We start from the raw sequence: 20,933 nt of genomic DNA, 5'->3' as shown, positions 1-20,933 counted from the left end.
CGGGTTAACCGGAGGTTCAGCACGGGGCGGTCGCCGGGGTGAAGGGTCGTCGGACGAGTAGTGGTCGCGCGAGGATTCGCGCGACCACTAGCGACCGGGTGACGGCCCCACGGCAAAAGCTCGATAACCAATCCCCCGTCGTCCTTGTTAGGAAGGTAGAAAATTACGCTATGAAAAATCTTTTCCTACTGCTGACCTTTCTGGTGAGCATGACCTCCTGCGATAGCCAGCGTCCCGCTAATACAACCACTTCGGAAACGACCGCCGCCGCCGAAACCGCCAGCCAGGCCGGGCTCGCCGGCGGGATGAGCATTGAAGAACTCGACGCCAAGTATCCCGATGCCAAGAAAGCCTACTTTGCCGGTGGATGTTTCTGGTGCACCGAGGCATCCTTCGACCGGATCCAAGGCGTAGAGGACGTATGGAGCGGTTACGCCGGTGGCCGCAGCGATAACCCTACCTACGAGGAAGTCAGCTACGGACGGACCGACTACGCCGAAGCTATCGTTGTCTACTACGACCCGGAGGTCATCGACTACGATAAGCTACTCGACATCTTCTTCGTTGCGCATGACCCCACCCAGGTGAACCGCCAGGGCCCGGACGTCGGCAAGCAGTACCGCAGCTCCATTTTCCCCATTAACGACGAGCAGCGGCAGCAGGCCGAAGCCAAGATCGAGCAGCTGAACGCCAGCGGTAAGTTCGACGAGGAAATCGCCACCACCATCGAGGATCCGGGCACCTTTTACGTAGCCGAGGCCTACCACCAGGATTACTACGAAGACCCCTCCAACCCGAACCAGAGCTACGTACAGAACGTCAGCCGTCCGAAGGTCGAAAAGGTGATGAAGGAGTTCAGCGAAATACTTAAGCCGGAGTATCAGCAGTAGGGGCTTTCCGGTAGCGCTCACTCCGTTCGCGGCAGGATGGTATAGAGTGTAAACCTTTACCATGCGCGCAGCGTACTGCTACATTCTCCCCAAAAAACATGATCCCATGCACGACATAGAGCCCCACTTCCAGTGGCGCGACCGTTATCGCGCAGAAGACGATTCCGCCTCTCCGTTTTACGGGCGTCGCTATAGTGAGTTCAGCTACAGTAATAAGGTCTACAACTACCTGCTCCATCCGCAGTGGGATGAGTTCGGCTCCGAGACCCTGTACCTCAAAATTCTGTTTGTCGATTACGAAGACCGGTATGCCATCATCGAGCTGATCGGCGAATGGAACGATGCCCTGCACAACGACAGCATGCACCTGAAGCGGGAGGTAATCGACCGGCTGGTTGGCGAGGGGGTCAATCAGTTTATCATGATCATGGAAGGCGTACTCAATTTTCACGCCGACGCCGACGATTACTACGAGGAATGGTACCACGAAGTCACCGACAGCGGGGGCTGGGTAGCGATGATCAACGTACTGGACCACGTGATGGACGAGATGAACTCCGCCGGACTGGACCATTACCTGCACTACGGGCCAATTCTCAACCACCTGACCTGGCGACCGCAGAAGGCACGCCGCGTGCACGAAGCGATCGAGGGATTGCTGCAGACGGAACGGAAACGGGTGTACTAAATCTTACGCCCGCGGGGTCTTGGCTTTTTTCAGCACCATGCGCCCACGCCGCCGGGTTCCTTTAAAGGTTTCCGGGGTTACTTCCTGCCAGAATCCGCGCAATTCGCTCTCCCAGAGGTCGGGCTTGAAGGTGATCTGATACTGTCGGTTGAATTCAGGCATTACGTCATTATCGCTATCGCCGACGAAAGCGATCTCGACCATGCCGATGGAACGGTCGCCGTACAGCTCCCCCTTGAGATCCATGCGCAGTATTTCTCCGTCGGGTAGCGTGACGTAGCTGCGGCCCTTGATAAATCGCCCGTCGGTAGACAGGTATAATTGCATGGGCAATGCCTCGTTGGAATAGATTCCGCCTACGGTCATGTTTCCTTCCCAGAGTCCGTCGAGATCGGTCTGGGCGCTAACAAAGAGGGGAAGGAACAGCGCGAAAAGAAGGGGCTTCATAGGTCGGGGCTCGATTCCGAAAGTTAACCAATCCTTTGAATAATCGTTGACGGTTGCCGGTCGGTGCCCTTACCTTACGGCCGATGGCCTCCGCTCCGCCCTATTCCGAACTGTTCAAATCCATCACGCTCGGTAGCGTACGCCTACCGACCGATAGCCGCGTATTCGAATGGCTGGACGAACTGGGCGCGATCGATCCCACCGCAGACAATGCCGAGCAACTGCTAGCAGCCCTGGGGCTCACCGAGCGCATGCGGCGGATGCAACCCCTTACGCTGCCGGTAGACACCGCGCTATCCGGTGAAGCCCCCCCGGAGGACCGGACCGCGCCGGAGCCCCGTCTGGCCCGGGGGCTGCAGCTGATTCTGGAGGGTACGTACGCCGAATTGCTGGACGAGGGCGTCGACCTGGTATTGGAACGGGGTACGTACGTTCCTTCCCCGCTTTTGCCGCTGTTGCTCCCGCGCGCCGTCGCCCTATTGGAAGCGGACCGCGAGCGAGCCCTACGCTATCTGGAAGCCGGCGGCCAACGGGCCCGCTGGCTGGCCCGCCAACATCCGGACTGGGCGGTGCTTACCCCCGACTATTCCTTCGGGGCAGCCTGGAAGTCCGCCGACCAACCCGCGGAGCAGGCACGCGTACTCAGCCAGTGGCGCAGCGCCGATCCCGCCACGGCCCGCATGGCGTTACAGAATATTTGGGAAGACCAGAGCCCCCGCAACCAGGAGGTACTGCTGGAAGGAATGCGTGGTACCGTCACCGAGGATGACGGGCGGTGGCTGCGAGAACGGCTGGGCCCTAAAAGAAAGGGGGTGCGTCGCCTACTGTCGGAACTCCTGCTGCTCGCAAGGGAGCCGGAAGCCGTACGGGATTTCACGGCGATCGCCCGGAACGTAACCGCGGCAGACGGCACCATCGCGGCTACCCCACCCGGCGGGGAAGTCCGGGACTTGCTGGAGAGCTACGGGGGGACGAAAGCGCCGGAAAGCCTGGGGCAGCGGCTGTTGGAAATCATGCCGCCGGAAAGTTGGGTGGACATCGTCGAGGGGCCGCTCGAACGCTTCTGGCTTAAGCTGCCACCGCTCGAACTACGATCTGCGGCACGAGCGATCCTGGCATTTTCCGACAGGGCGTTCTCCCTACGCCTGGTCCGCTTCCTGCTGCGGGAAGAACCGAAGGGGTTCGACCTGGAACTGGCTAGTCAGCTCGTGCGGTCAATTAACAAGACTACTTTCGACGGCCTTTTCGACGAGGTGCTGACCGAGGAAAAGGATGCGCTACGTTTGCGGGGCTATTCGCGTTACCTGGCCCTGCAGCGTACCGTAAACTGGTCCGAGCGGCTGAGTAAAGCCATGGTCAACCGGCTGCTGGAGGACCTGCACCAGCGCCAACTCGACTACGCGACCCAGCGGGACCTTGCTCTACACTGGAAACAGGCCGTGCCCCTGCTCGACCCAGGCATCTTTCCCTGGTTGCGGCAACAACTGCATACGACCACGGAACGCTACGATGCCTTCGGCAACCTGGCTACCCGGATGCTGCAGGTTACTTCCTTCCGCAGCCAGTTGCGCCAGGCGTAATGCGTATCTTTGCGGCGCTATGGAAAGGAAGAAGCACGAACTCCGCAACCTGCTGTCCCGCGAGGCATTACAGGCCCGGCTCGACGCCGAAACCGAACCCCGGACCACCCTCTCGTTTTACCGGTACGCCCGTATCGAAGATCCACAAGCCTTCCGAGACGATTGCTACGAACGCTGGTCGCCACTCGGCGTACTGGGACGGATCTACATCGCCACGGAGGGCATCAACGGCCAACTATCGGTGCCGACAGCGAAGCTAGCGGACTTCCGGTCGGAGCTGTACGCCATTCCCTTTCTCGACGGTACCCGACTGAATATCGCGATCGAAGCGGAAGCCCGATCGTTTCTCAAGCTCATCATCAAGGTGCGCCCGAAGATCGTGGCCGACGGCCTGGATGACGCTACCTTCGACGTTACCAAGCGCGGCCGTCACTTGAATGCCCGTGAGGTGAACGAACTATTGGAGCGGGAGGATACCCTGGTGGTCGATATGCGCAATCACTACGAAAGCGCGGTGGGTTACTTCGAGGGAGCCATCCGTCCCGAGGTGACCAATTTCCGCGACATCCTGCCGGTGGTGGAAAACCTGCTGGCGGACAAGAAGGACCGAGAAATCGTGATGTACTGCACCGGCGGCATTCGCTGTGAGAAGGCAAGCGCCTACTATCTGCACCGGGGTTTCGCGAACGTCAGTATGGTCGACGGCGGCATCATCGAGTACGCCCGGCAGTGCGAGCGGGACGGCCTACCGAAGAAGTACATCGGGAAAAATTTTGTCTTCGACGAACGGCTGGGCGAACGGATCACCGAGGACGTGGTCAGTCACTGCCACCAGTGCGGCAAACCGAGCGACCGCCAGCTGGATTGTGCCAATAAAGCCTGCCATATCCTATTCATTCAGTGTGCGGAATGCGCAGCGAGGTTCGAAGACTGCTGCTCGGTGGAATGCCGGGACTTCAACCGCTTGCCCGAGGATGAGCGGCAACGAAAACGGATCGAAACGACTTTCAACGGACAACGTTACGGGAAGGCCATGCCCCCACGGGAGCCCGCCCAGCGAACCAGCGCCGGCGAATAGCATTAAGCGAGTATGAAAACTTCTAACATACTGAAGTGGGCCGCCCTGGCGACGCTTGCCGGCGCCATCGTAGCCTGTACCCCCTTTCGCGGAGCGGGCGATGAGAACCCCCTAACCGTAATGACCTATAATATCCGCTACGACTCCCGCGATGACGGCAGCAACCGCTGGGAGAACCGCCGCGACCTGCTCGTAAGCCAGGTGCTGTTTCACCAGCCGGACATCCTCGGCACCCAGGAGGTGCTGTCGAACCAACTCGACTTTTTGGACCGTGAGTTGCGGAACTACGAATACGTCGGCATCGGTCGGGAGGGGGGCAACGAAGGGGAATTTTCCGCCCTGTTCTACAACGACGAAAAACTCCGGGTGGAGGATAGCGGCACCTTCTGGCTCTCCCCCACCCCGGGAGAAGTCTCCACGGGCTGGGATGCCGCCCTCCCCCGCATCGTGACCTGGGCCCGCTTCCGCCGCCTAGATACCCGGGAATACTTTATGGCCTTCAACACCCACTTCGACCACCAGGGCGAGGAGGCCCGACTGGAAAGCGCCCGGCTGCTGGTGAGTTCCATCAGCCGTATGAATACCGAGAATCTTCCGGTAGTGGTCACCGGCGACCTGAACCTTACCCCCGACACCGAAGCCATTTCGGTCCTGACCGATTACCTCGAGGACGCATATGCGGAAGCCGACGTCCGCCTGGGCCCGGTGGGCACCTTCACCGGATTCGACTACGATGCACCGGCCGAACGGCGCATCGATTATGTAATGGTATCCGAAGGTATCGAAGTGCAGCGCTACGCCGTACTGACCGACGCGGTAGACCGTCGTTTCCCTTCGGATCACTTTCCCGTGGTCGCAAAGTTGGTTTTCCCCTAATCGAAGATCCCCCGCAGCAAATAATCGTACACTTCCGGTGCATCCAGCCGATCGGGGGCGTCCCGGCGGTGAATGAATACCGGCAAGTCGCCATCCGGGCTACCGAGGCGGCCATGGGAGCCGCCGATGAGCTCGGCCCGGAGGGGTACGACGTTCATGAGGGTCCGGAAACCCAGTTTCTTACCGGCGATTTTCAGTCCGATGCGCGGGATCATCAGTCGCTTGTCGGGGTCGAGGAACATCTCCACCGGGTCGAAGCCGGGCTTGCTGTGAATGTCTACCGTCCGCGCGTAATCGGGGGCGCGGGCATCGTCCAGCCAGTAGTAATAGGTAAACCAACTGCGATCGTCGGCCACTGCGACCAACTCGCCGGCGCGGGGGTGGTCGATCTTCCATTCTTTTTTTCCTTCCTCGTCCAACAGGTACTCGATGCCCGGCTCGTTCTGCAGCAGCTCCCGGACCAGGGGAATGTCGGCCGGGTTCTTGATGTACACGTGGGCGATCTGGTGGTCCGCCAGGGCCACGGCGCGGCAGGTACCTACGTCCAGTAGCTCCGTGCCCCGTTCTTCGCGGTAGCTGATGAGGCCGGCGTTGCGGAGGATGCGGTTGATGTGCACGGGACGGTCGACGTTCGTGATACCGTATTCGGAGAGGACGGTCACTTCCACGCCGTTGGCTTCGTAGTAATTGATCAGGCCCTCGACGACCCCGTCGATCTCACGAAGATCCTGGCGGACGGAGGGGTGGTCCTGTCCGTGCCGCTGCATATTGTAGTCCAGGTGGGGCAGGTACACCAGGTTCATCGTTGGGTGGTGCCACTGGTGAACGAGGCGGGCGGCGTCGGCGATCCACTGGCTGCTCTTGATCTCGGTGCGGGGCCCCCAAAAGGAGAAGAGCGGAAAGATGCCGAGTTCGTCGGTTAGGCGGTGGCGCAAGTCCATCGGAAAGGTATAGCAGTCGGGCATCTTGCGGCCGTCGGCGAGGTACTGCGGGCGGGGCGTGACGGTGAAGTCGACCGTCCCGTTCATGGCGTACCACCAGCAGATATTGGCGATGGTGAAGCTTGGGTCACGTTTCCGGGCCACCTCCCAGATCTTCGGGGCTTGTACCAGGTGGTTCGATTGCCGCCAGAGTTTGAGTTCCATCTCGTCGCGGAAGAGCCAGCCGTTGGCTACGATACCGTGGTCGCGGGGATACTTGCCGGTGAGGTAGCTGGTCTGGGCCGTAGTGGTCACGGCGGGCAGGGCGGGCTGCACCCGGGTGACTTTCCGGTTGGCGGACCAGCGGCTCAGGAAGGGGGTGTCTTCGCCGATGAGGTTACTCGTCAGGCCCACGATATTGATGACGGCGGTCGGTCGCATAGGTTAGTCGGCTAGTTCGCCGCGGACCCATTCGAGTTCGCGGGCGATGGATTCGGTCAGGTTGAGGCGCTGGTGGTCGGGCAGCACGTCCCAGGTGTAGGTTTCCACTTCGAGGTGGGGGGTGAACGGCCGCGCCTTCCAGATCCGTAAGGCCTCGCGGATGGCATCGTTGGTCGACTGCAGGCGGCCGTAGCTTTCGGTGTAGATCGGTACGTGAAAATGAGTCCGGAGTTCGCGGTAATTCGGATCGTCCAGCGCTTCGAGGGCGGGAGCCAAGTCGGGAAAGCGATCGATGCTTCCGTCGCTCCGGCGCAGGGCTGCCTGATGTAGGTAGACCGGCTCGTCGTAGGGCTGGAGGCTGGTGCGCACGGCCGCACGATCGCCGTGCAGGTCGGCCTTCAGGGCGGCGCTGATCTGCAGGCGGCCGATGCGGATGCCTTCCTCCGTAAGGGTCCGCAGCGAAGCTTCCGGGCTTTCGTAGGCCACCGCGAAGTGGCAGACATCGTAGCAGATGGCGAAGTGTCGGCGGACGTCGCTTTCCCGCCCTTGGGCGAGCAGGGCTCGGTAAAGATCCACGAACTCAGCCGTATTTTCGATCAGGCCGTCGGGTTCGGGTTCCAGGTCGAGGTGGAGGTCCTTTCCGGTACGATTCCGCAGGTCGGCGAGATGATCGATGACGTCGAGTAGGTGTTCCCGCATCCCGGATAGCTCCGCTTCCCGCGCTCCGGCGCCCAACCAGGGTTTGTAGGAAAGCGGGGACGTCGAGACGCCGCCGTCGAGGCCCTCCGGCAGGAGTTCGGCGAGCATATCGAAGAGCTGTTTCGTGTAGGTTACCCGCTCGCGGCTGCGCCAATCGGGGGCGTGTACCTGGTCCTTGACCCGCTCGCCGTGGAAGCCTCCGTAGGGGAAGCCGTTCATGGTAAAAACGTAGCAGTCGTGGCGGTCGAGCCAGCTTTTAAACGCCTGCAGGCGCTCCGGTTCCGTAAGCTCGGCGGCCGCCCGGGCGGATAGACGCAGGCCGATGCCGAAGGGGCGATCCGGACACATCCTCCGTTTGACATCCAGCACGTGATGGAGGCTGCTGCGCACCTCCTCCCAGCTTTCACCGGGGTGAATATTGGTGCAGTAAGTAAGGTGACCGTGAGGGGAAATCTTCATAATGGCGGCGGGGCGCGGGTGCAACAGGAACTAGGTAACGGCAAAGTACCGCGCCAACCCGATCGACAACGGCAGGAGTGCCAACACGAGGAAGCCGGCCGGTAACCCCATAAAACTGGCGGCCAGGCAGGCATTGAGTGGAATCAGGGAAAGCACCCCGGTTTTTACGGCTTTTTTAATGAGCGGAGGCCGGTTGTCGCGGATGGCGTCCCGCTTGGCCAGGAAGTTCATGCCGTACCAGAGGGCGAAGAAGGGATAGGCCGGCAACGGCTCGGCGACGGTGTACCAGGGCAGCAGGAGAATGGCGGCGGCTACGATGCCGTCGAGCCACATGGCCAGGCCGATCGAACGTTGGTTATTTCCCCCGACTTCGCCGCGGCTGGTTAGGGTAATCGCGGCGATGAAGAGCACGGGCAGCAGGCCAAGCCACCAGTACTGTTCGAAAGCGCGTGCGGTGAGGCTGATCCCTAGTAAAAGATTTCCCCCGCGACACATGCCCATCACCAGCGGACCGAAAACGGGATGGTGCTTAGCCTTGGCGTTGTATACAAGGGCAAGGGTGGCCACGGCGAGTGCGATGGCCGCGCTGCTGCTACCTACCAGGGCGGCGGCCACCACCCCACCGATTAGCAAGATACCGCCGAGCAGGATAGCCGAAGCGAGGGTAACCTGGCCGCTGGGGATGGCCCGCTCGGGGCGCTCGATCCGGTCGAGGTCCGCATCGAAAACATCGTTGAATACCACCCCACCACCGTACAGGCCGATCGTAGCCAGGCAGAGCCAAGTAACCTGACTATCCCAACCGCCGCTCACTGCCGCGGCAACGCTGGCACCGGCGAGGATGTCCGCTACGGCGGTGACCAGATTGGCCGGCCGCATCAGGGTCAGGTAGGGTCGCAGGGAGGCGGTCATGGGCTAGTTTTCCACTACGTTATCGGTGCGTTCGGTTTTGCGGCCGTTGCGGAGTACGCTGTTGCCGCTGAAGAGCTGGCTGCGGTCGATCTCCGGGGCGTCGAGCCAGTGTTCCTCCCGCATTTGTCCGCTCTGGGAGTAGGCGGTGAGAGCGTTCTGGTAGGTGACCTTCCGAACGTCGGCTTCGGAGATGCCGCGCTGGAACATGAGGGCGGCGGTTTTAGGAACGGAGAGCGGGTCGCTGATGCCCCAGTCGGCGGAACTGTCGACGATGATGCGTTCCGGGCCGTAGTGCTTCATCAGGTCCACCATGCGTTCGTTACCCATCTTGGTGCCGGGGTAGATGGTGAAGGCCGTCCAGTAGCCGCGGTCGAGGACTTCCTGAGCGGTTTCCTCGTTGCAGTGGTCGATGATTACCTTGGTGGGGTCACAGCCGTGCTCCTCGAGGACATCCATGCTCCGGTAGGTGCCGTTCTTTTTATCCCGGTGGGGGGTGTGGATGAGGATGGGGAGGTCGAGTTCCTTCGCGAGATCGATCTGCTGCCGGAAATATTTATCCTCGGCCTCGGTCTGATCGTCGTAGCCGATCTCCCCGATGGCGACTACGCCCTCCTTGCTCGCGAAGAGCGGTAGCAGATCCATGACGGCTTCGGCCAGTGGTTCGTTGTTGGCTTCCTTGCTGTTCAGGCCGATGGTGCAGTAGTGCCGGATGCCGAACTGGGAAGAGCGGAAGCGCTCCCACCCCACCAGCGTACTGAAGTAATCGCGGAAGGACCCGACGGCCGTGCGCGGCTGCCCGAGCCAGAAGGCCGGTTCAATGAGGGCGACGATGCCGGCGGCGCTCATGGCCTCGTAGTCGTCCGTCGTGCGGGAAACCATGTGAACGTGGGGGTCGATGAATTGCATAAGGGCGGGAGCGGTTGGTCAGCTAGTGGATAGGTTGGGTAATGTACGGTCGTAGAAAGCAACGACGCGCGAGCGGGCGGGGTTTCATCGGGGTGCCGCCGCCCGCCCGATCTCGTTCCATCCCGGGAGCCTGGAGGTGTCTCCCGGCTGGCTGTCCAGCCATTCTTTCGCGGGCACATAATTGCTTTCCCGGATAGCTTTGGTTGCCGCGGCACGTTCCCATTCGTTTCCTTCCGAGACGGTTTTTTGCAGGGCCGGGAAGGAGCGCTCGTTAGCGTATCCGGCGATGAAGCGCCACAGCTCCGGGCTTACCGGCCGGTGGGCCGACCACCGTTCCTCGGCGTAGTCGATAAAGATGTCGGCGAGCGTTTCGTTCTTCCGGTCTTCGATGCGGTAGATTCGGTACATGGGGCGCTGCATGAACATGGCCTTCAGCACCATCTGGTTCCAGGCGTCCTGGGAAAGGTAGCGGGCGGGATAGGGATTTTCCAGGGCGATGGCGTCGAACACACCGACCATATTAGTGCGCAGGCCTTCCCGGGCGCGGTCCGAGAATTCGACGGCGTTATCGAGAAAGTAGAGGCCGCGGTACATCGCCATGGCTTCGCGGTAGTCGGCGCTGGCAAATAATTCGTCGAGCACCTCCTGGTTCCGCGCTTGGGGAAGGGCGGTCATCAGCAGGATGCGTCCGAGCTCGTCGGCGGTCCAGTCGGTAGCGGCGAAATTCGGATAGAAGGTGTGAAAGGAGCTGTACTCGGCTTCGGTAAAGGTCAGGTTCTCCTTGCCCAGATAGCGGGCACAGGCTCCGAAAGCGAGGTAGAAGGTGCGGGGCTTGAAGTCTTGCCGTATTTCCGCCAGTTTTGCTTCCAACCAATCGTTCCCTTCGGTAGTCAGGTGCCGTTGGAGGATGTGGTGGAGGGTGCTGTTCATGATCTGCCGGTCGGTTTAGCTTGGGAACGCGAGGGTTTGGGTAGTGTTTCGGTGTTAAGGCTGGGATGGGGTGTTTTGGCTGGGCGAGTAGTGGTTGGGCGAGTAATCGTTGGGCGAGTAGTGGTCGGACGAGTAATCGTTGGGCGAGTAGTCGTCCGACGACATTGCGTACGGGCGACTAGTACGAAGCACTACTCGCATACGGTGAGAGTGGTGTTAAATCGTGGGTTGACAGTGATTATTAGTAAAAGCCGCTACACTAGCCGGTGCAAAACCACCCCTAGTTCTCCTTCAGCACCATATTGCCCATCTTGAGCTTGGCCTTTAGGGCGAAGACTTCGTCCCGGTACTGGGCGGCACTCATGAAGTCCAGTTCCTTCGCTGCCTTTTTCATCTTCCGTTCGGATTCGGCGATCGCCAGCTCTAATTGATCCTTGGACATATGTTGAAGGACCGGGTCGGCGGCGACGCTCGGTTCGGTTTGCTCCACGTAAGCATTCCGAGCTTTGCGGCCGCGAATATCCAGGATGGTACTCCGGTTAATGATCTCCTCCCGGGTTTTGGCGAGGGTCTCTGGAATGATGCCATGTTCTTCGTTGTACGCCATCTGGATGGCGCGCCGACGATTCGTTTCGTCGATGGTGCGCCGCATGGAATCGGTCACGACGTCGGCGTAGAAAATCACCAGGCCATTGCTATTGCGGGCGGCGCGACCGGCGGTTTGGGTGAGGCTGCGCTCATTACGTAGAAAACCTTCCTTGTCTGCGTCCAGGATCGCAACCAGGGAAACCTCTGGTAAGTCAAGTCCTTCCCGCAATAGGTTAACGCCCACCAGCACATCAAACTCTCCAAGGCGCAGATCGCGCAGAATTTCCACCCGTTCCATGGTGTCCACCTCGGAGTGGATGTAGCGGACTCGAATATTCATATTGGCGAAGTAGCTGGTCAGTTCCTCGCTCATCCGCTTGGTCAGGGTTGTAACCAAAACCCGTTCGTTTACTTTCCGGCGCTCGTCGATTTCTTCGATGAGGTCATCGATCTGGTTTATACTCGGCCGGATTTCAATGGGCGGATCCAGCAGGCCGGTGGGTCGAATTAGCTGTTCCACGATCTCCCCGCCCGTCTGCTCCAGTTCGTAGTCGCCGGGCGTAGCGGAAACGTACACTACCTGATTAATCAGGCTTTCGAACTCGGTGAAATTTAGCGGCCGGTTGTCCATCGCCGAGGGTAAGCGGAACCCGAAGTTGACGAGAGACAGCTTTCGCGCCCGGTCGCCGCCGAACATACCGCGCACCTGGGGGACGGTGACGTGGCTCTCATCGATGATCATCAGGTAGTCGTCCGGGAAGTAGTCCAACAAACAGAATGGCCGCGTACCCGGGCGACGGCCATCGAAGAAGCGGCTGTAGTTCTCGACACCGTTACAGTATCCCAGCTCCCGCATCATCTCGAGGTCGAAGCTGGTACGCTCGTGGATCCGCTTGGCTTCCAACAACCGACTTTCCCGTTCGAAGTAGCGCTCCTGTTCGTAGAGCTCGTCCTCGATATTGCGAATGATGCCATTGAGGCGCTCCTTGGGAGCGATGTACAGGTTAGCCGGGAAGATGGCGGCGTTGCGCATCGTTTCAATCCGTTTTCCGCTCTCGATCTCGATCCGTTCGATGGTTTCAATCTCGTCGCCGAAGAAGACCACGCGGTAACCGAAATCCACGTAAGGAAGATTGATGTCTACTGTATCACCCCGGACACGGAAGGTGGCCCGGCGAAAGTCGGTTTCCGTACGGCTGTACAGACTATCCACCAGGTCGTACAGAAAGCCGTTGCGACTCTTGGTCTGCCCGACTTCGAGGCGAATGATGCCCGATTTATAGTCCTCCGGGTTACCCATACCGTAGATGACGGAAACCGAGGCTACGATGATGATGTCACGACGACCACTTAGCAGGTTGGAGGTCGCCCGCAGCCGTAGTTTGTCGACCTCCTCGTTGATTGCCAAATCCTTCTCGATGTAGGTATCGGAGGTAGAGATGTAGGCTTCGGGCTGGTAGTAATCGTAATAGCTGACGAAGTACTCCACCGCGTTGTCCGGGAAGAATTCCTTGAATTCACCGTAGAGCTGGGCGGTCAGTGTTTTGTTGTGGGTAAGCACCAGGGTCGGACGGTTCAGCTGGGCGATGGTGTTCGCCATGGTGAACGTCTTCCCGGACCCGGTAACCCCCAGCAACACCTGCCCTCGCTCCCCTTCCCGTACACCATGGACCAGTTTTTTGATCGCCTGGGGTTGATCGCCGGTGGGGTCGAATTTGGAGGTGAGGTTGAAGGCCATGAGTGGGGTGGTTTCGCTTGCTGGATGATAACCGGCGGTGCAACAAATTGTTGGTTCAACCAAAGGCTTCGTTGCACTTGCCGGTCATAATTTAAGGAAGTATCTTCAGGGATGCTTCAGACTCAGCACCGCAAATACCTGGCTTACACTGTACTCGTGGTGATTGCGATGGTGCTTATTTTCCTATTCGGTTGGGACGACGACGGCACCATCAAGTCCGCGCTTAAATCCTTTATTCGCGCGGTAACTTAACTCAGTTTTCGGGAATAAACGGGAAACGCCCAGCATCATGTCCGTCAAAATTTCCCGCCGTGAAGAGAAGCGGGCCACTCCCCTACGTGACTTTTTACTAGCCGCTACGCTCCCCCTCCTATTGGCCGGGATGATCGGGTACGTGGCTGGTCGGGCGGCAACCGCGGACACCGGAATCAATCGGGCGGAAGTGCAACGGATGCAGGAGCGAGCCGAACGGGCAGAAGCGCAGTTGGCCGAACAGGCCCAGTTCGTGGAAGAAGTCGATTCCCTGACCCGGCTGCTCGTAGCAGCAAGGGACGCGCGCAAGGAAGAGTTTAGCCAGATAGTCGCCCAGGGAGGTTCGGATTTTGCTTTCGGGCAGGATCCTCTCTCAGCCTGGACGAAACAAGTGCGCCAGGACCTGACTACTTACTCCCAGGCCATGAACGAGCTACAGGGTAGCATTGCGGGACGGGACATTATTGAGGAGTCGTCCATCGTGCCCATCACCCATCTCTACGACAATTTGATCGAGCAGTGCGGTCAGTACTTTAACGATCAAAGGCGCGCCTACCAGGCCATGAATGACGACCAAAAGCGAATGTCCGAATCTATCGCCGAACAGGAAGAAGTGCTGGACGACGAATTAGAAGACTTACAGACAGCACTGGATCAGGCAAAACGCAAATTGGAGATCAAGGATGAGCGGATCAACTTGCTGAACAGTCAGCTTGCGCAATCGGGGGACGTCCCCCCGCCGGTCAGCTTCCAGGCCGAGAAAGCAACGATTAAGGGGGCAACCGTTCGGATTGAAGCCATTTCCCGTCAATTGCCGACAGGGGTAGTCGGGAAACGTAAGGTAGCGGAAATCGAAGCCGAGATTCTCACGCAAGTCGGGCTAATCGAATCGGCGCTGGAGATCATTGAGTAGGATATCGCCCGTACTGATTGCATTCAGGCGGGGCACCCTTGATCATTCCCGAGTTGAATAAGAGCATATTTTTTAAATTTTTGGGTGGGCCAGCGTTGATATTTCAACAAAATGTTGTATAATTGTTGGGTGGCGTCCTCTCGCATGGCATGATGGGAACCGCCATATCACGTTGCAAATCACATAGGTAACCGCTGAAACCGCCCGGGCCCGGGTGGACGGATAGTGGTGTACCCTTTTCACTCGATCCGCATGCTTGCAGGGTATGCCCGGAGGGCCATCGTTGTGGGCGGTGGTGAGTGCGGATCAAGGGGAGCCAGTGCGGCGGCGGCTGGTTGGGATTCCCACCCACTCCGGGGAAAAATCCGTCCGCCCCTTTCCGCTAGAGGCGTTACCCGCTTTCCCCCACTACCTGCGCGCCCCCATCGCGGCACCTTACGCTACCAATTGAATACTCGGCAGATTTATCCAGGTAATAGCGGCAAGTTAGCCGGGTTAGGGGCAGGGGGCACCCTACGTCATCAGAAGTACGCAGCACGAATACGTTAATAGATAGCATCTGTTTTCCCCACTCCACCCACAAGCTTCCTGGAACCAGCATAATCTTACCGCTCCCAAAACCGCATCTGCGTGGTACTGCGCCGACCTAGCTGTAGCGTATCTCCAGACTGGAGTTGAACGCGCTTCTGTCCGTGAATAATCTCGCCGTTGACCAGCGTTTCGCCCTGCGGGTAGAGATACACCCGCCCACCCTCCAGCTTAATGCGGGCGTGTTCGGGCAGGACATTCTCATCGGGCCACTTGATGTAGACCTGACAACCCGGTTGGGTACCGATCAGTATGTCCCAGCTACTTTTGAGCCATTTGCTTAGGGGCACTTTCCGGTAGTAGTTGGCCGGACTAATGTATTCGATCTCGTAGTTTTCCGCTAGCTTCACTACCGTGTCAAGTACCAGCCCCAGCAAGGCTCCCGAAATCAGCAGGCTGATTACCTTGGGGATTAGATCCGTACCCAAAAATTTCTGCGACAGCCAATACACCACGAATCCGATCGCTCCGGAGATCAACCCACCTAATAATCCGCGTTTGCGCTCAATGGTGGAACGCAGGGTAAGCACAAAACCGAGCGCCACGCCGAAAACGGTCCAGGAGATGGCCGCTGACACGATCGGACTCGCTACAAGTTCCCATTCGAGCAACAAGAATCCACCGCCAAAGGCAATTGTGGCAGCCAAACCTCCCAGTAGCGTGCGGAGCAGGATACGCCGGACGGAAATACGGCGCGACTGGGAACGCTCTTCCATTATGGCTAGCATGAGCGTCATTCCGAGTCCGAAACACGCCCCGATCACCGCCTCACGCAGTAAGGATTCCGCATTTTGGTATGCGGATAAATTACCGGCAGCGGTAGCCAACCAATTGCGTCCCGCACCGGCAATGAGAGCATAAAGCACCCACCCGCTAAATCCGCCAAGTGCGCCGAACCAGATCCAGTTCAGGCGTCGGTTCACACCGTGTAGTGCAAAAAAATTGAGGCTCTGCCCACGCCCCGCCCCCGAGCACTGCAGGTTATTATTCGTGCATCCCGGATAGTGTGGGCACTGATCGCCACAGTCCTTCCAGGTTTGTAAGGGGACGACCATAGAACATATGTTGACCACTGGATCGCCGTCCCGGATGGGTTCGCGGGTCATGGGGTCGAGTACCTGCCGCCCTGGCTGGCTTGCGTAGGGTACTACGTGATCGTGCCGAAACTGCCGCCGCCGAATCTGGGGGACCACGAAATAGAATACTGCCAATAGGCCACCTACCCCCAGGAGACCGAAGAGCGTAGGACCAAACCACGATACCGCCTGCCGCAACTCGCCGATGCGTACCGGATCGTTAAAGCTACCCATACTGAATGTGGCGTAGCTGGTATCGGCATCGGCACGGTGGGCATCCACCAGCCCGTATTGCCGCAGCCGGCCGGTGAATACCAAGTCTTGCGGTTTGACCATCACCAAGTGCGAAGTCGCCACCCGCCGACCGCCCCCGAATACTTGTTCTACCCCATCCGGGAGGCTTCCCCGCGCATGGCCGTCATCCCCTACCGGCGTTTTCAGGGGAAGTTGGCGCAAAAAGTCCCCTGGCGCTCCCTCAGCTTCGGGCCCCGAGCTGATTGCGCCGGTATTGGTTATGGTAAAGAGGTACAGCTTATTCCCTAGTGCTTCCACTGCCCGGTAGACGTGCTCCGCTTGGGGCGGAAGGCGGGGACGGTCTGTATAGTCCGGCGCCACATTGGCACCCCCGGAGAAAAGGAAGATGAGTTGTTTATTCGAAGCTTTTTCCCGCCCTTGGAGAACGGACAGCAAAGCGGCGTAGAGGTGAGGTTGACCGGACCTGGTTTTGACGCTCCGCAGTGCATCCATCGGGCGCGCTGGATCGATCGGAATGGGCGGCTCAATCTTGTCGGAAAAAACTTGCACCTGATAATTCCCTCTAGCATTGTTGTGTCGCTCAAGAAAGGTCTGGATCATATCCAACGAGGCCGATAGTTGGGCATCCCGGCTGGCGTCGACCAAAAAGAGAACATCCACGCTATCCCGGTTCATATTGAGGGTGTCGTAGACCAGGGAATCCGTGACGCGAACGATGCTGATGGTCTGTGGAGCTTGGTTGCCGATCCGTTCGCTTATATGGAGATCACCGGCTTCGAGTTGCTCGATAACATCACAGTCTAATCCACGCGCCAGCACCTGGAGAGCAACAAAGCCCGCCTGGCGATCCGCCGTAGCGGAAACCAACTGAATTTGCGGTTCGCAAGGGCTGCCCTGTGCCGGCAGACCACCCGGCATACCCACGAGGAATAATAGCCCTAGTAGTCCAGCGAGAGGTTTCATGGTAGAGAATTAGTCTGTTGCCGACTGAATTTTTCGATTTCCGTCCAGGAGAACCAGCCGCGGTCGTGCCGGCGCGTGTCGCGGTTATTCATGCGCTCATTGGGCATGTAGGTAAAAAAGGCTGTTTCGAGTTGATTCGTCAAACTGTCGATTTCCATCGCGAAATGGTAAGGCTTCCGGAAGTGGTTGTACTGCACCTTTAGGTCCGGCTGGGAAAGAAAGAGGCCATGGCCGGGGTGGGTATGAAACCAGCCTACTACCGTAAGATGTGGATGATCGTCCTGGGCCTGACTCAGGTCACGAGCCAGGCTCATGGGATCGATCTCCATTTTAACCAGGTTTTGAACCCGGGCGGCCAGGGGTATGAACTGCTCCACGGATACCCGGTAGCGCTGGCCGTTGGCATCAGGTTGGTACTGTCCCATGAGCATACCGCCGATTTCCGGAATATCTTCGTTTCGTTCCCAACTTTCGCCCGCTTCGTTACGGCCGGCGGCAATGATTTTATCTATATTTTCTTTGCGCAAAAAGCTATCCAGGGCAGCGATGGCCACTTTCCCGAAGAGCAGCTCCGACACGCGTGAGGCGGACCATAATTCGGCCAGGTCAAGGGATAGGAATTGGTCGGGAGTTTCATCGGGATTGAAGCGTCCGTTGAAGCGGTCCCGGACATCCCGTTTCGTTACCCGAAAGCCTACCGGTACGGTTGCCGGACGTCGGTTTTCCCTTAAGCGCGTACCATTTGCTATGGATCCAACTACTGACTCGGAAGGATAGCTCCCACTATTGTGGCTCAGTCGGGATGCCTCGGTTTGCAGCTTTTCGCGAATTAGCCGGCCCCGCCTTTTTTGCCGACGCTTATGTAAGCCATATCCAACACCGAACAACACTAGCGCGGCTAGTACGGCCAATGGAACGCGAAAATCAGTAAGCGGTCGGTGGGGTGGCTCAAGTTGTAATTGGGCCCCACCAAAATTCCAGGTCACCGATCGCTGGCTATCCGTCAACTGCATGCCGTAGGAGCCTGCCGTACCGATTAGCGTCCTGAGCGAAGCCAGGTCAGCGTGCCATACGGTGTCATTGCCTAGTTCGTAATCGGTAATGGGCGCTCCGTTACGCAAGAACAAGAGCATATAGGGTGGGTGCCCTCCGTGGAAGGTGAAGATTGCGGAGTCTGCCGATTGCTCGAAGGTGCCGGCGAGCAAATTATCCAGGGTGACGATGGTCGATCCTTGGTACTTCGTCGTATCCGAAAGATGCAAGCGATAGAGCCCGGTATCCGACACTTCCACCACGAACCGGTGACCATGGGGGGGATCCGCTTCGTCGGCAAGTATACTGTATCGCTGTCCGCCCGTAACGGAATCGATTCGAGCGGCCCGTACGTACGGAAGTCGCAGTTCGTAAACGTTCGTAGCAATTTCTTCCACTTGGGCCCGCAAGGGAATCCGTTCTAGGGCGCTACGGACAAGCGACCGCTGACCGGGCCACTTCTTGATGAAGGCTTCTGGAGATAATTGCCGGTAATCCAGTTGGTAGGCTTCTTCCCGTTGGCTGGGTTTCGTCGAACCGGCCGGGGGGGAAGAAGGAAACGCGCCCTCCTCTTTGTTAAGTACCAACTTGGGCGACGGTTGGGGAGGATCAATCGTATGCGCGAAACCAATGATGGTCCGCGTGACCTCCCGCCCGGCGTAGGAAATGGTCACGCTACCGGTTTCCGCGACCCGATCGCCGATCCTGGCCGGAAAGGCCGGCGTGCTTCCTTCCCGCATCAGGCTACTTAGGAAGATCGTTTCGCCAGGTATGGTTTCCGGTAAGGTTACGCGGACGCTGATCATTGCGGCCACGGCGGAATCAGGGCCGCTGACACGATAATCACCCAGCCAGAGTCGTACCCGTGTGGTGTCCTGGCGTTCGGCGGAGACAGCACTTTTTGGAGGGAGTGCATCGGGGTAGTGAAACGCGGTGGTAAAGTAAATTGTATAGTCAACCGTTTCCTCGGTAGGTTGAACGCGGTATTCGAATAGTTCGGCCCGTTGCGCCAAAAGTGGTGCCCCAGCCAGACCAAGGCATCCCAGCCAACAGAATGGCATCCAGCAGGCATCCGCCATGTGATTCATCCACCTCATCCCTCATCGAATATGGTTGGATGGCGGCTACCGCCCCTCCGGATGATGTAGAGCAATAAGAGAGCCACTCCGCCAAGGGCCAGCACCGTCAGCGCCGGAAGAATCCAGGCCGGGGTGGGCTTCGCAGGAATCACAATCTCCCGACCGGAAACCGGCACCGGGCTATCGGAACCGGTACTGAAGGCTTCGGCGCGCCAGGGACCCGCCAGGCCGGCTGCCTGCAGGCTATCGCGCGTCAGAATGACCTCATTTTCCTGAATACCCTTCCGCGACCAGGAGCGATCGGAACCGTCGGTGGCAACCAGCTGCAGTCCGTATGGCTTCTTTCCCCCGCGAAAGCGAATGTGGTACACACCATTCAGGGTGTCGCCGATCATCTCGGCGCTCATCAGATTCTCCAAGGAAATGAGGACCGATTTTGTGGGGCATTGCTTGTCTACTACCTCGAGCGCCATCGGTTCGCTGCGCAATACCACCACCTCCAGCAGTTTTTGCTTGGCCAGCAACGAATCATCGATCGCTAACCGCCCCGCAAACACATCGTAGTAGGCCGGCGCCAGAAAATTGACTAGCTCGATCCGTTCCTTTTCGCCGCTGCGGTCAAGTACGCGATACGTCGCGGGCAGCCAGCAAACCAGGCTATCGCGGAGCGGAAGCACCTCCTCCGGGTGCAGATCTCCGAATTGCTCGATGACGCGACGCGCCTCCGCGGTATCGCCCTGCTGCAGCGCTAAATTGATCGCCGCTATGCCAGTCCGATAGTTGGGAGCGGGACCCGGCTTGGGTTTTGGATTCGGTTCCGGCTTTGGATCAACGGTGAGGGTAGCCAAATGCCGCTTGCTCATGGCCACGTTATCGTCGATTGCATCGATGCCTTTCCCTACGTGCTTTTCGTACAGGTCAACGAATTCCTCGACACCGGCTTTTCCCCGGTCACCGTAGATCAGTCTTTTAACGTCGTTACTAATCCGTTTCGCTAGCAGGCTCCTTCCCTCGGTAACCATGTCGGTGTCGGATTCCGGATTATTCACGAATGCAATCAGGCTGCCGGTATTGGCGGTTATGGCGTCCCAGTCAAATTCCGGCTTGGTACCCAGTCCGCGGACGGTGATCCGGGGAACAGCGATGCGGTTTTTGGTCGCGGTTGACAAATACCAGTCCGACGATTGCTGCCAATTCTCCTCCTCGGTATCCAGAAAAGTAAACGGGAGAAAGTAATTCGAGGTACCCTCCCGCGTAGCTTCGAAGGTCAGCCGATGGACGGGGCTCGCCGTATCCAGGATTACGTCCCGCGGGCCTACGGCCTTCCAGAAAACGGGCTGGTGCTGGGCAAAAGCCCGCGAGCTGATACCGACACGCATCCGTTCGCCCCATTTGTCGTTTCTGGCTTCTACGCGTAGGTCGACACGAATACGCGCCTGCTCGGCCCCCCGGAAATCGTAGGTGTTGTCTTCCATTCGATCGGCATCCAAAACGTAGACATCATAAATCAATTCACCCCGTCGATAATTACCGTCCATAATGTCAACCCGGGCATTTTTCACGATGGAGAATTGCTGGGCCGTAGCCACGACGCTACTGGTAGCCGTAAGGAGCGTAACCATC

At 58.7% G+C, this 20,933-nt stretch carries 17 protein-coding genes; 7 read left to right on the top strand and 10 right to left on the bottom strand.

From position 1 onward, the window contains the following. The first annotated feature begins 170 nt into the window (after positions 1-170). Together msrA and CLV84_RS08745 are read left to right on the top strand one after the other, a co-directional pair. Positions 171-890 (top strand): peptide-methionine (S)-S-oxide reductase MsrA, encoded by a 720-nt coding sequence (gene msrA, locus CLV84_RS08750; protein ID WP_104419335.1) that lies wholly within the window; start codon positions 171-173, stop codon positions 888-890. A gap of 106 nt (positions 891-996) precedes the next feature. Then, on the top strand, positions 997-1,578 hold the full coding sequence (locus CLV84_RS08745) for a hypothetical protein (protein ID WP_104419334.1): 582 nt from the start codon (positions 997-999) through the stop codon (positions 1,576-1,578). 3 nt (positions 1,579-1,581) lie between these two features. Here CLV84_RS08745 and CLV84_RS08740 read toward each other — a convergent pair whose 3' ends face one another. Beyond that, positions 1,582-2,025, bottom strand: coding sequence for a hypothetical protein (locus CLV84_RS08740; RefSeq protein WP_104419333.1), 444 nt, complete (start codon positions 2,023-2,025; stop codon positions 1,582-1,584). Positions 2,026-2,108: 83 nt separating this feature from the next. On the opposite strand from CLV84_RS08740, the gene CLV84_RS08735 reads away from it, so the two are divergent. Genes CLV84_RS08735 through CLV84_RS08725 form a run of 3 tightly spaced genes read left to right on the top strand, consistent with a single transcriptional unit; the run spans position 2,109 to position 5,559 of the window. Further along, a complete protein-coding gene (locus tag CLV84_RS08735; RefSeq protein ID WP_104419332.1) occupies positions 2,109-3,605 on the top strand; it encodes a DUF5691 domain-containing protein in 1,497 nt (498 codons plus the stop codon). 19 nt (positions 3,606-3,624) lie between these two features. Continuing rightward, complete coding sequence (gene trhO / locus CLV84_RS08730) at positions 3,625-4,683, top strand: oxygen-dependent tRNA uridine(34) hydroxylase TrhO (protein WP_104419331.1); 1,059 nt, start codon at positions 3,625-3,627, stop codon at positions 4,681-4,683. Positions 4,684-4,695: 12 nt separating this feature from the next. Continuing rightward, positions 4,696-5,559, top strand: coding sequence for an endonuclease/exonuclease/phosphatase family protein (locus CLV84_RS08725; RefSeq protein ID WP_104419330.1), 864 nt, complete (start codon positions 4,696-4,698; stop codon positions 5,557-5,559). Here CLV84_RS08725 and CLV84_RS08720 read toward each other — a convergent pair. The 6 genes from CLV84_RS08720 to uvrB all read right to left on the bottom strand — a co-directional run bounded on the left by CLV84_RS08720 (position 5,556) and on the right by uvrB (position 13,152). After that, positions 5,556-6,920 carry an alkaline phosphatase family protein gene (locus tag CLV84_RS08720; protein WP_104419329.1) on the bottom strand — a complete coding sequence of 455 codons (1,365 nt, stop codon included), beginning with the start codon at positions 6,918-6,920 and terminating at the stop codon, positions 5,556-5,558. The genes CLV84_RS08725 and CLV84_RS08720 overlap by 4 nt on opposite strands. Positions 6,921-6,923: 3 nt before the next feature. Further along, a complete protein-coding gene (gene eboE / locus CLV84_RS08715; RefSeq protein ID WP_211295205.1) occupies positions 6,924-8,102 on the bottom strand; it encodes a metabolite traffic protein EboE in 1,179 nt (392 codons plus the stop codon). Between the two features lie 6 nt (positions 8,103-8,108). Continuing rightward, on the bottom strand, positions 8,109-8,990 hold the full coding sequence (gene eboC, locus CLV84_RS08710) for a UbiA-like protein EboC (protein ID WP_104419327.1): 882 nt from the start codon (positions 8,988-8,990) through the stop codon (positions 8,109-8,111). Positions 8,991-8,993: 3 nt separating this feature from the next. Further along, positions 8,994-9,896 (bottom strand): TatD family hydrolase, encoded by a 903-nt coding sequence (locus CLV84_RS08705; protein ID WP_104419326.1) that lies wholly within the window; start codon positions 9,894-9,896, stop codon positions 8,994-8,996. Between the two features lie 84 nt (positions 9,897-9,980). Next, the gene (locus tag CLV84_RS08700; RefSeq protein WP_104419325.1) at positions 9,981-10,826 is read right to left on the bottom strand and encodes an EboA domain-containing protein; all 846 of its coding nucleotides are present in this window, start codon (positions 10,824-10,826) and stop codon (positions 9,981-9,983) included. 280 nt (positions 10,827-11,106) lie between these two features. Continuing rightward, complete coding sequence (gene uvrB / locus CLV84_RS08695) at positions 11,107-13,152, bottom strand: excinuclease ABC subunit UvrB (protein WP_104419324.1); 2,046 nt, start codon at positions 13,150-13,152, stop codon at positions 11,107-11,109. A 111-nt stretch (positions 13,153-13,263) separates the two neighbouring features. On the opposite strand from uvrB, the gene CLV84_RS21820 reads away from it, so the two are divergent. Beyond that, positions 13,264-13,404 (top strand): hypothetical protein, encoded by a 141-nt coding sequence (locus tag CLV84_RS21820; RefSeq protein ID WP_170067626.1) that lies wholly within the window; start codon positions 13,264-13,266, stop codon positions 13,402-13,404. 37 nt (positions 13,405-13,441) lie between these two features. Next, positions 13,442-14,317 carry a hypothetical protein gene (locus tag CLV84_RS08690; RefSeq protein ID WP_104419323.1) on the top strand — a complete coding sequence of 292 codons (876 nt, stop codon included), beginning with the start codon at positions 13,442-13,444 and terminating at the stop codon, positions 14,315-14,317. Between the two features lie 605 nt (positions 14,318-14,922). Here CLV84_RS08690 and CLV84_RS08685 read toward each other — a convergent pair. Genes CLV84_RS08685 through CLV84_RS08675 form a run of 3 tightly spaced genes read right to left on the bottom strand, consistent with a single transcriptional unit; the run spans position 14,923 to position 20,932 of the window. Then, positions 14,923-17,199, bottom strand: a complete 2,277-nt coding sequence (locus CLV84_RS08685) for an FHA domain-containing protein (RefSeq protein WP_104419322.1) — start codon at positions 17,197-17,199, stop codon at positions 14,923-14,925. Then, positions 17,196-19,328: an MPN domain-containing protein gene (locus CLV84_RS08680; RefSeq protein ID WP_104419321.1), complete on the bottom strand. Its 2,133-nt coding sequence runs from the start codon at positions 19,326-19,328 to the stop codon at positions 17,196-17,198. Before CLV84_RS08680 ends, CLV84_RS08685 begins: the two co-directional genes overlap by 4 nt. Further along, positions 19,325-20,932 carry a hypothetical protein gene (locus CLV84_RS08675; RefSeq protein WP_104419320.1) on the bottom strand — a complete coding sequence of 536 codons (1,608 nt, stop codon included), beginning with the start codon at positions 20,930-20,932 and terminating at the stop codon, positions 19,325-19,327. Before CLV84_RS08675 ends, CLV84_RS08680 begins: the two co-directional genes overlap by 4 nt. Between the last annotated feature and the right edge of the window lies 1 nt (position 20,933).

It is taken from the genome of Neolewinella xylanilytica, from assembly GCF_002934605.1.
Taxonomy (GTDB): domain Bacteria; phylum Bacteroidota; class Bacteroidia; order Chitinophagales; family Saprospiraceae; genus Neolewinella; species Neolewinella xylanilytica.
Note: the sequence above shows the minus strand (reverse complement) of the source record. Positions and strands in the feature narration are given on the sequence as shown.

Excerpts from the sequence above, each read along its gene's own strand:
- msrA (WP_104419335.1), top strand. The coding sequence starts at position 171 with ATGAAAAATCTTTTCCTACTGCTGACCTTTCTGGTGAGCATGACCTCC.
- CLV84_RS08745 (WP_104419334.1), top strand. The coding sequence starts at position 997 with ATGCACGACATAGAGCCCCACTTCCAGTGGCGCGACCGTTATCGCGCA.
- CLV84_RS08740 (WP_104419333.1), bottom strand. The coding sequence starts at position 2,025 with ATGAAGCCCCTTCTTTTCGCGCTGTTCCTTCCCCTCTTTGTTAGCGCC.
- CLV84_RS08735 (WP_104419332.1), top strand. The coding sequence starts at position 2,109 with ATGGCCTCCGCTCCGCCCTATTCCGAACTGTTCAAATCCATCACGCTC.
- trhO (WP_104419331.1), top strand. The coding sequence starts at position 3,625 with ATGGAAAGGAAGAAGCACGAACTCCGCAACCTGCTGTCCCGCGAGGCA.
- CLV84_RS08725 (WP_104419330.1), top strand. The coding sequence starts at position 4,696 with ATGAAAACTTCTAACATACTGAAGTGGGCCGCCCTGGCGACGCTTGCC.
- CLV84_RS08720 (WP_104419329.1), bottom strand. The coding sequence starts at position 6,920 with ATGCGACCGACCGCCGTCATCAATATCGTGGGCCTGACGAGTAACCTC.
- eboC (WP_104419327.1), bottom strand. The coding sequence starts at position 8,990 with ATGACCGCCTCCCTGCGACCCTACCTGACCCTGATGCGGCCGGCCAAT.
- CLV84_RS08705 (WP_104419326.1), bottom strand. The coding sequence starts at position 9,896 with ATGCAATTCATCGACCCCCACGTTCACATGGTTTCCCGCACGACGGAC.
- CLV84_RS08700 (WP_104419325.1), bottom strand. The coding sequence starts at position 10,826 with ATGAACAGCACCCTCCACCACATCCTCCAACGGCACCTGACTACCGAA.
- uvrB (WP_104419324.1), bottom strand. The coding sequence starts at position 13,152 with ATGGCCTTCAACCTCACCTCCAAATTCGACCCCACCGGCGATCAACCC.
- CLV84_RS21820 (WP_170067626.1), top strand. The coding sequence starts at position 13,264 with ATGCTTCAGACTCAGCACCGCAAATACCTGGCTTACACTGTACTCGTG.
- CLV84_RS08690 (WP_104419323.1), top strand. The coding sequence starts at position 13,442 with ATGTCCGTCAAAATTTCCCGCCGTGAAGAGAAGCGGGCCACTCCCCTA.
- CLV84_RS08685 (WP_104419322.1), bottom strand. The coding sequence starts at position 17,199 with ATGAAACCTCTCGCTGGACTACTAGGGCTATTATTCCTCGTGGGTATG.
- CLV84_RS08680 (WP_104419321.1), bottom strand. The coding sequence starts at position 19,328 with ATGAGGTGGATGAATCACATGGCGGATGCCTGCTGGATGCCATTCTGT.
- CLV84_RS08675 (WP_104419320.1), bottom strand. The coding sequence starts at position 20,932 with ATGGTTACGCTCCTTACGGCTACCAGTAGCGTCGTGGCTACGGCCCAG.